The sequence below is a fragment of the Haloterrigena alkaliphila genome, from assembly GCF_017352155.2.
GTDB lineage: Archaea > Halobacteriota > Halobacteria > Halobacteriales > Natrialbaceae > Haloterrigena > Haloterrigena alkaliphila.
The window spans coordinates 3,247,596-3,259,288 of sequence record NZ_CP071462.1 but is presented as its reverse complement, the minus strand read 5'-3'; the positions used below and the strand labels follow the sequence as shown (position 1 = coordinate 3,259,288).

13 protein-coding genes are annotated in these 11,693 nt (G+C 67.7%); 10 read left to right on the top strand and 3 right to left on the bottom strand.

Annotated features, from left to right (window positions below):
• Positions 1-25: 25 nt before the first annotated feature.
• The 4 genes from J0X25_RS34755 to J0X25_RS34740 all read left to right on the top strand — a co-directional run bounded on the left by J0X25_RS34755 (position 26) and on the right by J0X25_RS34740 (position 3,063).
• A complete protein-coding gene (locus tag J0X25_RS34755) occupies positions 26-1,147 on the top strand; it encodes a PGF-CTERM-anchored ABC transporter substrate-binding protein (protein WP_207288454.1) in 1,122 nt (373 codons plus the stop codon).
• Positions 1,148-1,248: 101 nt separating this feature from the next.
• Positions 1,249-1,530, top strand: a complete 282-nt coding sequence (srp19, locus tag J0X25_RS34750) for a signal recognition particle subunit SRP19 (protein ID WP_207288453.1) — start codon at positions 1,249-1,251, stop codon at positions 1,528-1,530.
• A gap of 1 nt (position 1,531) precedes the next feature.
• Positions 1,532-1,807, top strand: coding sequence for an H/ACA ribonucleoprotein complex subunit GAR1 (locus J0X25_RS34745; protein WP_207288452.1), 276 nt, complete (start codon positions 1,532-1,534; stop codon positions 1,805-1,807).
• Between the two features lie 179 nt (positions 1,808-1,986).
• The gene (locus tag J0X25_RS34740) at positions 1,987-3,063 is read left to right on the top strand and encodes a presenilin family intramembrane aspartyl protease PSH (RefSeq protein WP_207288451.1); all 1,077 of its coding nucleotides are present in this window, start codon (positions 1,987-1,989) and stop codon (positions 3,061-3,063) included.
• A 26-nt stretch (positions 3,064-3,089) separates the two neighbouring features.
• On the opposite strand, the gene J0X25_RS34735 is transcribed toward J0X25_RS34740, so the two are convergent.
• Both J0X25_RS34735 and cysS read right to left on the bottom strand, forming a co-directional pair.
• Positions 3,090-3,800, bottom strand: a complete 711-nt coding sequence (locus tag J0X25_RS34735) for a DUF6517 family protein (RefSeq protein ID WP_207288450.1) — start codon at positions 3,798-3,800, stop codon at positions 3,090-3,092.
• Positions 3,801-4,064: 264 nt separating this feature from the next.
• Positions 4,065-5,558, bottom strand: a complete 1,494-nt coding sequence (gene cysS, locus J0X25_RS34730) for a cysteine--tRNA ligase (protein WP_207288449.1) — start codon at positions 5,556-5,558, stop codon at positions 4,065-4,067.
• A 206-nt stretch (positions 5,559-5,764) separates the two neighbouring features.
• Here cysS and J0X25_RS34725 point away from each other — a divergent pair, with 206 nt between their 5' ends.
• Positions 5,765-6,058: a DUF7344 domain-containing protein gene (locus J0X25_RS34725; protein WP_207288448.1), complete on the top strand. Its 294-nt coding sequence runs from the start codon at positions 5,765-5,767 to the stop codon at positions 6,056-6,058.
• A 68-nt stretch (positions 6,059-6,126) separates the two neighbouring features.
• On the opposite strand, the gene J0X25_RS34720 is transcribed toward J0X25_RS34725, so the two are convergent.
• Positions 6,127-6,618, bottom strand: coding sequence for a DUF7523 family protein (locus J0X25_RS34720; RefSeq protein ID WP_207288447.1), 492 nt, complete (start codon positions 6,616-6,618; stop codon positions 6,127-6,129).
• A gap of 183 nt (positions 6,619-6,801) precedes the next feature.
• Between J0X25_RS34720 and J0X25_RS34715 the strand changes: the two genes are divergently transcribed.
• The 5 genes from J0X25_RS34715 (at position 6,802) to J0X25_RS34695 (ending at position 11,603) form a co-directional block, all read left to right on the top strand.
• The gene (locus tag J0X25_RS34715) at positions 6,802-7,056 is read left to right on the top strand and encodes a BolA family protein (RefSeq protein ID WP_207290931.1); all 255 of its coding nucleotides are present in this window, start codon (positions 6,802-6,804) and stop codon (positions 7,054-7,056) included.
• A gap of 110 nt (positions 7,057-7,166) precedes the next feature.
• Positions 7,167-7,628 carry a PH domain-containing protein gene (locus J0X25_RS34710; RefSeq protein ID WP_207288446.1) on the top strand — a complete coding sequence of 154 codons (462 nt, stop codon included), beginning with the start codon at positions 7,167-7,169 and terminating at the stop codon, positions 7,626-7,628.
• Between the two features lie 6 nt (positions 7,629-7,634).
• On the top strand, positions 7,635-9,314 hold the full coding sequence (locus tag J0X25_RS34705; RefSeq protein ID WP_207288445.1) for a PH domain-containing protein: 1,680 nt from the start codon (positions 7,635-7,637) through the stop codon (positions 9,312-9,314).
• A 146-nt stretch (positions 9,315-9,460) separates the two neighbouring features.
• Complete coding sequence (locus J0X25_RS34700; RefSeq protein ID WP_207288444.1) at positions 9,461-9,928, top strand: PH domain-containing protein; 468 nt, start codon at positions 9,461-9,463, stop codon at positions 9,926-9,928.
• Positions 9,929-9,959: 31 nt separating this feature from the next.
• Positions 9,960-11,603, top strand: coding sequence for a PH domain-containing protein (locus J0X25_RS34695; protein WP_207290930.1), 1,644 nt, complete (start codon positions 9,960-9,962; stop codon positions 11,601-11,603).
• Positions 11,604-11,693: the final 90 nt, after the last annotated feature.

Below are 11,693 nucleotides of genomic sequence, written 5' to 3'. Positions count from 1 at the left end.
TTGAAGTGGTGTGGACGTACTCTCGATGCGACGACAGCTAACCGTTATCCTGACCGTTCTCCTTACCGTTTCGGCGATCGGCCCCGCCGCGGCCGGCGCTGGAACCGGGACCGGAGCGGCCGTACAAGATTCCGAAGCACAGTGTGAATACCCGCTCACGATGACCGATGCGACCGGCGAGAACGTGACGATCGAGGACGAACCCGAGTCGGTCGTCACGCTCTATCCTGGTGACGCCCAGCTCGCCTACTCGATCGGTGCCGAGGACAAGGTCGTCGGAATGCCCGTCGGCCAGTACACCGAGTCGCTCGAGGCCGGCGACAGGACCGACATCACCGAAGACGACGGCGTGACGCCCGTCGCCGAGGAGATCATCAACCTGAACCCCGACGTCGTCCTCGCCGCGAACGTCGCCCTCTACAACCAGGACCTCCTCGAGCGGCTCGAGGACGCCGGGATCACGGTCGTCGTCCTCGACACCGCGACGTCGCTCGACGACGTTCGCGAGAACGTCCGCGTGACCGGGCAGGTGACCGGCGAGTGTGAGAGCGCCGAGGAGACGGTCCAGTGGATGAACGAGCGGCTCGAGATCTACGAGGACGCGCTCGCGAACGAGTCCGCACCGCTCGCGTACTACGACGGCGGCGAGAGCGGTGACACGCACGGCATGGAGACGTTCCAACACGACGTGATGACCGCGGCGGGACTCGAGAACCTTGCCGCCTCGGTCGGCGAATCCGGCTGGGTGGAGCTGAACTCGGAAGTCGTCGTCAACGAGGATCCGGAGTGGATCGTCTACCCCGACAGCGACCGCTGGGACGCGCCGCCGTCGACGGCCGACTTCGACGGGGTGACCGCCATCCGGGAGGACAACGTCGTCGCCGTCGACGACAACGCGATGAGCCAGCCCGGTCCCGACGTCGTCTACGCGATCGAGACGATCATCGAGGCGGTCCACCCCGACGTGTACGGCGAGATCGAAGGCGACCTCGAGGCGGTCGACGAGGAGTACCGCGACGGCGGAAACGAGTCGGACGACGGATCGGAGAGCGAGGAGGACGGCGAGAGCTCCATCCCCGGCTTCGGCGTGGCCGCCGCGCTGGTCGCCCTGTTGGCCGCGACCGGTGTCGCCGCTCGGCGGCGATAGCGCTCGAGGGCCGATTCTCCGCTCGTCCGGTTCGCGGTAGGCCCGCGAGCCGGCGTACTATTTTGAAAAGGGTTTACTCACCGGCCGCTCGAGACGAACGTATGGTCGAGAACGTCATCTGGCCCGCCTATCTCGACGCGGGCCTCTCACGGGCCGACGGCCGGCGCGTGTCACGGGATCTCGCGGTCGAAGAGCCGACAGTCGACGAAATCGCCAAGGCGGTCCAGCAGATCGGGTACGACGCCACGATCGAGCGGGACAAGGCCTACTCCCGGGAACACTGGGCCGACCGGGGCCGGGTCGTCGTCCGCGGGGCCGACGACTCGACGAAGAACGACCTCGTGCAAGCCGTCGCGGCGTACGTCGTCGCGATGCGGGAGTGAGATGCGCCGGATCGGCTCGGTCGTCCGTACCGCACAGGGACTGGCCGTCCTCCGGGCGGACGACACCGACGACGGCGCGTCCGAGAGCGGGTCCGCGAGCGCCGCGGGCGATCCGTTCCGCGACGAGATCGGGACGACCGTCCTCGACGACTCCCTCGAGTCGGTCGGCCGGGTCGTCGACGTCTTCGGCCCGGTCGAGCGCCCCTACCTCGCGGTGACGCCCGACGACGACGTCCACCTGCCGTCGCTCGTCGGATCGGCGCTGTACGCCCGCTAGCACCGACCGCGTCCGGCGTTCGTCGCCGTCACACGCACACAGATCGTCGCCGTCCGGCCCCAGGGCCGTCGTCCACCTCTAGGGCCGCCGTCCACCTCCGGGTATCGTGGCTATCGATCTCGAGCGGTCCTCGAGCGGAGACGAAAACACCCATAGGAACCGGGTGCAAACGCCGGGCCATGAACCAACGGACGCGCGTCCTCGCCGCCGTCGGACTGACGGTGGCCCTGTTCCTCGGCGTCCAGCTCGGGGCGCTGGCGCTGGTCGAACCCTTCTACGAGGGCGGTCACCAGGCCGTCGAGAACCCCGACGATCCGACGAACAGTTTCGTCTACTTCGGCATCATTCTCGTCGCGACCGCCCTCATGCTCGTCACGATCAAGTACGACGTCGAGTGGCTCATCAAGGCCATGATCATCGGCGTCAGCGTGATGATCTCGTGGTACGTCTTCGCCGAACTCGTCCCGTCGGTGGTCACGGTCGGCTCGGTCAACGTCCTCGCGGTCACCGCGGCAGTCGCCGTCGGCGCCGCCCTCCTGTTCTATCCGGAGTGGTACGTCATCGACGGCGCCGGCGTGGTGATGGGCGCCGGCGCCGCCGCCCTGTTCGGGATCAGCTTCGGGCTCCTGCCGGCGCTGGTGTTGCTGACCGTCCTCGCCGTCTACGACGCGATCAGCGTCTACGGCACCGAACACATGCTCGACCTCGCCGAGGGCGTGATGGCGCTCAAAATTCCCGTCGTCCTCGTCGTCCCCACGACGCTCTCGTACTCCTACCGCGCGGCCGGCAGCACCGACGACGTCCTCGAGAACCGGACGGAAGACGGCTCGAGCGAGGGCGGTGACGGCGCTGCTGCTGATTCGAATCCGACCGCGGCGACTGACGACCCCAACCGGAACGCAGCGTCGAGCGACCTGAACCGGAACGACGAGTCGGACGATAACGAGTCGGACGACGCCCTCGAGCGCGACGCCCTCTTCATCGGGCTCGGCGACGCCGTCATCCCGACGATCCTCGTCGCGAGCGCGGCGTACTTCCTCGACGTCGGAGCGATCGCGGTGCCCGGAATCGCGCTGAACGTGCCGGCGCTGGGCGCACTCGTCGGCACCATCGCGGGGCTGCTGGTGCTCATGTATATGGTCCTCAAAGGCCGGCCACACGCCGGATTACCGCTGCTGAACGGCGGCGCGATCGGCGGCTACCTCGTCGGCGCGCTCGCGAGCGGACTGTCGCTCGCGACGGCGCTCGGGCTGTAACTGCTCTTGGACTCGAGTCGGTTCGCTTACTCCCCGCTCTCCCCGTCCTCTTGCAGGTCTACCTCGACGTCGTCACCGTGCTGGATACCGGTCGTCATCGTGTCGGCCCGCTCGCGCTCGGTCTCCATCGGGAGGTCGCTGTCGTCGGGATAGACGGCGGCGACGACGAGGTGGTCGCCGCTGTCTTCGGCTCGAGCGATGTCGAGGAGGACGTCGATTTCGGTTTCCCCCTGGAGCGTCGCCGTCCCCTCGTAGGACTGAAACGAGACGATGGTGTCGAGCCCCTCGATGTCGTCCGGCTGGATGGCGCGCCCGCCGATGCCGTCGCCGAGTTCGAACTGCTCGTACTGTTTCTGGATGTACTCGGCGAGTTCCGCCTCGCTCATGTCGCCGACGGGGTTGAAATCCTCGCCCGCGACCCTGACTTGCGGCGTCGAGACGAAGGCGAAGACGCCCGCCTCCGGTTGCTCGCCGAAGCCGTCCAGCGGCATGTCGATGGTCCGCGTGTACTCGGTCAGATAGTTCGTCACTTCGACGCTCTCGCCGCCGAACTCGCGTTCTTCGACCAGTTCGGTCGTGCCCTGATACTCGTAGCCGGCCTCGCCCGCAGCCGCCTCGGAAACGCGAATCGGGGACGCCTCGAACGTCGTCATATCGTCGATGAGGCCGCTGAGACAGCCCGCCGATGCCCCGACCGCGCCGGCCGTAGCCGCGGCAACGAATGTGCGTCGATTCATACTATTCGACCCGACCGCATTCTGAAGTATAAATTTCGTGGTCTTCGTCATATTCTGGGTACTCGACCGGAAGCGTCGGGCACGGCGACGCCGCGAATCTCGAACCGGGCGCCGTCGTCGGCGTCTGCGACCGTGATCGGCCAGTCGTGAGCGTCGACGACCCGAGAAACGATGGATCGAACGCGTTCGAACGGATGCGACGCGAGGTATCGGTCGCACCCGCCGTACCGGTCCGTCTCGAATTGACCGATCTCCCAGAAATCGCTACTCGCCGGACGGCAGTCGATAGGTCGCGCCGTCGTCGGTATCCTGCACCTCGATCCCCAGCGCCTCGAGTTCGTCGCGCAACTCGTCGGCCCGGTCGTAGTTGCCCGCCTCGCGTTCGTGTTCGCGCACCTCGAGGACGAGGTCCACCACGTCGCCGGCCAGGGTCGCCGTCCCCGTCGTCTCGCCCTCGAAGGAGAGGCCGAGCACGTCGCCGAGTTCCTCGAGGGCGTCGACGGCCTCCCGGAGCCCGCGGTAGTCGTACTCTTCGCGGCCCTCGAGGTGGCTGTTGATCGCCGTCGCGATTTCGAGCAGGGCCGACTGCGCCTCGCGCGTGTTGAAGTCGTCGTTCATCGCGGTGACGAACGAGTCGCGCGCCGCCTCGGTTTCGGTCCGCAGCGATGCGTCCTCGACTTTCGTCCGCGCGTCGGGCGAGTCGAGGGCCTCGACGGCCGACTCGTAGGCGCGCTCGAGGCGGTCCCAGCGCTCCTCTGCCTCGGCGATCGTCTCGTCCGAATAGAGCTGTTTGCTGTTGTACGAGCCCGCGGTCAGGAACGTCCGGAGGACGTTCGTCTCCCACTGGTCGACCGCGTCCTCGACGGTGACGAAGTTGCCCAGACTCGAGGACATCTTCTCGTCGTCCATCTGGAACAGTTCGCAGTGGAGCCAGTAGTTGGCGAACGCCTGCCCGGTGGCGGCCTCGGACTGGGCGATCTCGTTTTCGTGGTGCGGGAAGACGAGGTCGCGCCCGCCGACATGGATGTCCAGCGTCTCGCCCAGATGGGTCATGCTCATCGCCGAGCACTCGATGTGCCAACCGGGTCGGCCCTCGCCCCACGGCGACTCCCAGGTCCGTCCGTCGGGCGGGTCGCCGCCATGGTCGACGCCCTCGTGGCGGTGCTCCGCGACCGCGTCGGAATCGACGCCCCCGGCCTTCCAGAGGGCGAAGTCCGCGGGGTGGCGCTTCTCCGAGCGCTCGTCGGGGTCGCCCTGGGATTCGATCTCCTCGAGTTCCTGATTCGAGAGTTTGCCGTACTCGTCGAAGCTGGAGACGTCGAAGTAGACCGAGTCGTTGGACTCGTAGGCGTACCCCTCCTCGACGAGCGTCTCGACGAGGTCGACGATCTCCGGGACGTGTTCGGAGACGCGGGGGTAGACCTCCGCACGCAGGAGGTTTAGCGCGCGCATGTCCGCGATGGTGCGCTCGATGTAGGTCTCCGCGACGTCGAGTTCGTCCTCGCCGAGGTCGTCCTCGCCGACGCGGGCGACGATCTTCTCGTTAATGTCAGTGAAATTTTCGACGTGACGGACGTCGTAGCCGAGGTACTCGAGCCAGCGGTGCATGACGTCGACGTGGACCCACGACCGGGCGTGGCCGAGGTGGGGCGGATCGGAGACCGTCAGGCCACAGTAGTACAGGAGGACGTTCTCGGGATCACGTGGCTCGAACGGCTCCTTTTCGCCCGTCAACGTGTTCGTCACGTGCAGGGTCATTACGCTCACTTCCGCCGGACGAAAGTTAAAGCGTATGATGGACGCTCGCGGACCGCTCGAGTCCGATCCGCGCCGCCGGTCACCCACCGACGGGTTCGTGGAACGAAACCTCGGCCCACTGTCGCCAACCGTCTTGCCGACGGGCCGACCCTTGGACGGTTTCGTCAGAACCCCTTTTTTGGTGGTGCGAATACCGACGAGCGACGATGATCCGAAACGACCTGCCGCAGACGGCCGCAACTGACGCTTCGCTCGCCTCGGCGACCGGAACCGAACCGCAGCTCCGGCGCCGGTTCGTTCTCGAAGCGCTCGAGTCGCTGTCGGGGCGGGCGACGGTCGACGAACTCGTCGACGCGCTCCTGACGCGGGGGGACGATGCCGTCGACGATGACGCGGAGACGATTCGGATTCGCCTCCACCACGTCGATCTCCCCAAACTCGCCGACGCCGGTCTGATCGCCTACCACGTCGATCGGAACCGCGTCTGGCTCCTCGACTGACGCGAAACGCGGCGTCACACGCGCCCGAAAACCGCAGTGTCGTTGGGTGGTGTCGTCGGGTGGGGGAGTCACTCGAGGGGAACGGCGTCGAGCGCGCCGTCGACCGCGCGCAACGCGTTCGCACCCTCGAGGCGGTCGACCACGACGAGCAGCGTCTCCGCGCCGACGCCCGCCGCGATGGGGGTGATCTCCTCGAGTGCGAGCCGCTGGAGGACCTCCGCGAGCGCGGCCGCGTCGACGGCGCCGGTCGCGACGATGGCCGTTCGATCACCGCCGTCGGGGCCGAAGGCGGTCCCGCCGACGGTAACGAGCGCCTCGTCGCCCTCCGCGTCGATCGGCCCGATCCCGCTCTCCATTCGCACCCGGACGTCTCGCGCGTCGGTCTCGTATTCCGGCAACTCCTCGGCGTAGCGGCGCAGCGCCGTCGCGATCGCGTCGATCTCGCCCTCGACCTCGAGGAACCGGGCAGCGGCGGTGTAGTTGACCACGCCCGCTCGAAGCGCCGCGACCAGAAACGGATGCGATTCGGCGGCGCGACGCGTCTCGGCTGCCAGTGACATATCGAAGTGAGGGAGTCCCGCCGGGATAAGCGCGACGACCGGGACGGCGTTCGGCCGCGGCGTCGACCGTCGACGTCACGACACCAGGCCGCGACCGCGGCCGTGGACGCGGCGGCGACCAACCGACTCGCGGAACTGCTCGAGACCGCGTTCCTTTTGCCGCGAGCGCCCGATCGCTCGAGTATGGACCTCTCGGAGATCGAGAAGCTCATCGAAGCGGAACTCGAGGACGCGCGGGCGACGGTCACGCACGCGCGTGACGAACACGACGACGATCATCTCGCCGCGACGGTCGTCTCGCCGGCGTTCGATGGACTGCCGCTGGTCCAGCAACACCAGGCGGTCTACGACGCGCTCGGCGAGCACATGACGACCGACATCCACGCCCTCGAACTCTCGACGTACACGCCCGAGGAGTACGAGGAATACGAGGGCTAACACCTGCCGAGTGTCGGATCGGGAGGGGCCGGGATTTGGAGGGGCCGCCCGGTATCGCGCGCAGCGGACAGACCCCGCATTTTATCCTCTGCTCCTGATAGGATACCCGTATGGAATCGCTGCACCCTCGGATCAGGCTGCTCTGGATCGCCAAGGGAGCGATCGCGTCGATCGTTCTCGGCCTTCTCCTCGTGGCCGTCGACCGCTGGCTGATCACCGTGCCGACGGTCGCCATCGCTGCCCTCGTCGCCGTCGGCCTACTTCTCGGGATCGTCTACGCCGTCAGGCTCTACCAGATCTGGAAATTCGAGATCCAGTCGGACGCGCTCTACCTCGAGCGGGGCGTGGTCACGTTCGTCGAGACCGCGGTGCCGTTCGTCCGGGTCCAGCACGTCGACACCCAGTTCGGCCCCGTCGAGCGAGCGCTCGGTCTCTCGAGCGTGGTCGTCTACACGGCCGGATCGCGAAACGCCGACGTTCGCATTCCGGGGCTGACGCCCGACCGCGCCCGCGAATTGCAGCACACGCTTCGCGACCTCGCCGTCGAGAGCGAGGCCGACGACGCCGTCTAACCGCCGATGAATCGACTCCACCCACTCAGTGCGGTCACTTACGCCCTCCAGTACGGGTTCTTCTGGCTGTGGATCCCGATGGCGGCCGTCGTCATCCTCGGCGGCCTCTTCGATCCGGTCAGTTCGGCCTGGTTCCCCGTCGCCGCACCCGTCGGCTTCGTCGCCGGGGCCGCGTACGGCATCGCCTACTACTACCGATTCGAGTACGGCGTCACGCCGGACACGTTCGACGTGGCTTCGGGGGTGTTCGCCCGCCGATCGCGGGAGATTCCCTACGAACGGATCCAGAACGTCGACGTCCGACAGGGCGTGCTCCAGCGGGTGCTCGGCCTCGCGATCGTCTCGGTCGAAACCGCCGGCGGGGGCAACACGGAAGCGACGCTGAACTTCGTCGGCGACGCCGAGGCGAGACGGCTACAGGACCGGATCCGACGGCGGACGGCCGCGGTGAAAGAACGCCGTCGCGACCGTGACCGTGACCGTGACCGCGACGGGGCCGACTCCCTGTCGGACGAAGGGGCTGAAAGCTCCGTCGACGGGGATCGCTCGGGAACCTCGGCACCCCGGAACGGGAGCCCGGACGCCGCTACGGATCGTCAGGCACCCGCTCCCGAATCGGCCGAATCGACCGAACCGACCGAACCGCGCCGACAGCGACTGTTCGAGCTCGAGTCCCGGGAACTGCTGTTGTACTCGTTCACCTCGCTGCGACCCGCCGCGGTGGCGGGCGTGATGTTCGTCTTCTTCCTCGCGACCGATACGATCATCGAGACGCTCGTCGCCGTCGCACAGCCGTTCGGCGGACCGGCGGCACTCGGCGAGGGGTCGGCGTCCAGTTACGGCATCCTGACGCTCGTCTCGGTGATCAACGGGATCGTCGTCACGTACGTGCTGAGCGTCGCCTACACGTTCGGCACCTACTACGCCTTCCGGCTCGGTCGCGTCGATACGGACTTCGTCTACGAGCGCGGCCTGCTCCAGCGCTACAGCGGATCGATCCCGACCGACAAGGTGCAGTCGGTGACGGTGACCGACAACCCGCTCCAGCGGCTGATCGGCTACGCCGGCCTCTGGGTCGAGACGGCCGGCTACGGCCCCGAGAGCAACAGCGGGAGCCAGTCGGCCGTCCCGCTGGCCAAGGAGGGACGGGTCCACCGGTTCACCGAGAACCTCACCGGCGTCGAGACGCCGAAGTTCCGGAGTCCGCCGACGCTCGCCCGCCGTCGGTATCTGGTCCGCTATTCGCTCCTCGCCGCCGTCGTCGTCGCGGTCGCCTTCGGGATCACCCGGATCACCGTCCTCGAGCGCTGGTATCTCGCCGGTATCGTCTTCGCGGCGGTACCCCCCGCGGCGCACCTGAAGTACGCCAATCTGGGCTACTTCGTCGCCGAGGATCACCTCGTGATCCGGCGCGGGTTCTGGCAGCGGCGAACGACCGTGATCCCCTACTACCGGATCCAGACCGTCTCGACGCGTCGCTCGATCTTCCAGCGCCGGCTCGGACTGGCGTCGCTATCCGTCGACACCGCCAGTTCGCAGACCCTCTTCTGGGAGACGCCGACGATCTACGACGTCCACCTCGCGGACGCCCGGGACGTCCACGAGACCGGGCGCGACCGCCTCCAGCGCGCGTTGCGCGAGCGCGCTCGAGACGAGGGCGCCGGGCTGTCGGTGGATTTCACCTGAGGCGACCGGACGTCACCGATCACACCCGGCTTCGGGCCGTGACGCCCTGTGCCGATGATCGGATCACGATCCACTCGGTGCGATGCTCTCTCGTTCGAACGAATCGAACACCGCAATTTATGGGCCAGTGATGACAACGATCCAATATGGAACCCCTCCATCCCCGCATCCGACTCCTCTGGATCGCCAAGGGAGCGATTACGGCGCTCGTCCTCGCCGTCGCGCTGGCACTCGTCGACCGGTGGATCGCCGCCGTCGACGTTCCGACGGTCGCTCTCGCCGGCCTCGTCGCGCTCGGCTTACTCCTCGGCGTCGTCTACGCCGTCCGTCGCTATCAGGTCTGGCGGTTCGAACTGCAGGCCGACGCGCTCTACCTCGAGCGCGGCGTGATCACGTTCGTCGAGACGGCGGTGCCGTTCGTCCGCGTCCAGCACGTCGACACCCAGTTCGGCCCCGTCGAACGGGTGCTGGGCCTCTCGAGCGTGGTCGTCTACACGGCCGGATCACGTAACGCCGACGTCCGCATTCCGGGGCTGACGCCGGATCGAGCGCGCAGCCTGCAGGACACGCTCCGCGAACTGGCCGTCGAGAGCGAGGCCGACGACGCCGTCTAACATGAACCGCCTCCATCCACTCAGCGGGGCGATGCTGGCCCTCCAGCGAGGGTTCACTGGGTTCTCGATGCCGTTTTTCTTCGTGATGGTGCTCTCGAGCGTCGTCGACGCCGTCGACGTCGGCTGGATCTTCTGGCTGGCACCCGTCGGCTTCGTCGTCGGCGCCGGCTACGGCCTCGCGTACTACTACCGCTTCACGTACGCGCTCACGGCGGACACGTTCGACGTGACCTCGGGCGTCCTCTCGAGGCGTTCCCGCGAGATCCCGTACCGGCGCGTCCAGAACGTCGACGTCTCGCAGGGACTCGTCCAGCGACTGCTCGGCCTCGCCGTCGTCTCCATCGAGACCGCCGGCGGCGGCGCCACCGAGGCGACGTTGCGACACGTCAGCAGCGACGAGGCCGAACGGATCCGAACCGAGATCCGGCGGCGGACGGCCGCGCGCAGTGACGAGCGCGGCGTCGAGGAACGGACGGATTCGGCCGTCACGACAGACGCCGACGCCGGTGCGATCGACGGCGAGACCACCCGATCCGCGCCGACCGGGACGCCGGACGTCGACGACGGCGACGGCGAGCACCGCAGCGGCGACGCCGCTCGGATCGATCGGTCGCCGACGCTGCTGTTCGAACTCGAGGCCCGCGAACTGCTGGTCTACGCCGGAACCGCGTTTCGGTGGGGGGCCGCAATTTTCCCGATCGCGCTCGTCGTGCTGTTGCTGGACGTCGATTCGGGAGCAGGCGGGGTATCCGCGTTTCTCGTGGAGATCGCCCGTCCCTTCGGCGGCCCGGAATCGATCGACGGCGCCGCGGACGGCGCGCTCGTGGTGCTGTCGGTGATCACGGCGCTGCAGTGGGTCGTCGCCACGTACGTCGCGAGCGGGCTCTACACGATCGCGAACTACTACGGATTCAGACTCGGCCGACGGGACAACGACCTCGTCTACGAACGCGGCCTGCTCCAGCGCTACAGCGGGTCGATCCCGACCGACAAGATCCAGTCGGTGACGATCACCGACAACCCGCTCCAGCGGCTCGTCGGCTACGCCGGCCTCTGGGTCGAGACGGCCGGCTACGGCCCCGAGAGCAGCGGCGGGAGCCAGTCGGCCGTCCCGCTGGCCGCCGAGTCGCGGGTCTACCGGTTCGCGACGGCGCTGACCGGCGTCGATCGCGCCGAGTTCCGGGCCCCGCCCCGACTGGCCCGGCGCCGCTATCTCGCGCGCTACACGCTGCTCGCCGCCGGCGTCGTCGCGGCCGCTTTCGCGGCCACTCGAGTCACCGGTCTCGAGCGCTGGTATCTCGCCGCCGTCGTCTTCGCCGCGGTGCCCCCCGCGGCGCACCTGAAGTACGCCAATCTGGGCTACTTCGTCGCCGAGGATCACCTCGTGATTCGCCGCGGGTTCTGGCGCCGCCGGACGACCGTGATCCCCTACTACCGAGTTCAGACCGTCTCGACGCGCCGGTCGCTCTTCCAGCGCCGACTCGGACTGGCGTCGCTGGTCATCGATACGGCCAGTTCCCGGACGTTCGTCTGGTCGACGCCCGCGATTCCGGATCTCGACCTCGAGACGGCTCGAGACCTGCGGCAGACCTGTCGGGAGCGGCTGCAGACGTCGTTGCGCGAACGCGAACACGAACGCGACGACGGCTCACCACTGGCGGCGGAGTTCCCGTGATCGACGTTCGACCGCCGGGTTCCCGCCGGCCCGTCACCTGATACGAGAGTCAGACGCGACCGTTTCGGTGGCTTTTACCCCGCTCCGCGT

Coding starts and splice junctions, on each gene's coding strand:
- J0X25_RS34755 (WP_207288454.1), top strand. CDS start 26: ATGCGACGACAGCTAACCGTTATCCTGACCGTTCTCCTTACCGTTTCG.
- srp19 (WP_207288453.1), top strand. CDS start 1,249: ATGGTCGAGAACGTCATCTGGCCCGCCTATCTCGACGCGGGCCTCTCA.
- J0X25_RS34745 (WP_207288452.1), top strand. CDS start 1,532: ATGCGCCGGATCGGCTCGGTCGTCCGTACCGCACAGGGACTGGCCGTC.
- J0X25_RS34740 (WP_207288451.1), top strand. CDS start 1,987: ATGAACCAACGGACGCGCGTCCTCGCCGCCGTCGGACTGACGGTGGCC.
- J0X25_RS34735 (WP_207288450.1), bottom strand. CDS start 3,800: ATGAATCGACGCACATTCGTTGCCGCGGCTACGGCCGGCGCGGTCGGG.
- cysS (WP_207288449.1), bottom strand. CDS start 5,558: ATGACCCTGCACGTGACGAACACGTTGACGGGCGAAAAGGAGCCGTTC.
- J0X25_RS34725 (WP_207288448.1), top strand. CDS start 5,765: ATGATCCGAAACGACCTGCCGCAGACGGCCGCAACTGACGCTTCGCTC.
- J0X25_RS34720 (WP_207288447.1), bottom strand. CDS start 6,618: ATGTCACTGGCAGCCGAGACGCGTCGCGCCGCCGAATCGCATCCGTTT.
- J0X25_RS34715 (WP_207290931.1), top strand. CDS start 6,802: ATGGACCTCTCGGAGATCGAGAAGCTCATCGAAGCGGAACTCGAGGAC.
- J0X25_RS34710 (WP_207288446.1), top strand. CDS start 7,167: ATGGAATCGCTGCACCCTCGGATCAGGCTGCTCTGGATCGCCAAGGGA.
- J0X25_RS34705 (WP_207288445.1), top strand. CDS start 7,635: ATGAATCGACTCCACCCACTCAGTGCGGTCACTTACGCCCTCCAGTAC.
- J0X25_RS34700 (WP_207288444.1), top strand. CDS start 9,461: ATGGAACCCCTCCATCCCCGCATCCGACTCCTCTGGATCGCCAAGGGA.
- J0X25_RS34695 (WP_207290930.1), top strand. CDS start 9,960: ATGCTGGCCCTCCAGCGAGGGTTCACTGGGTTCTCGATGCCGTTTTTC.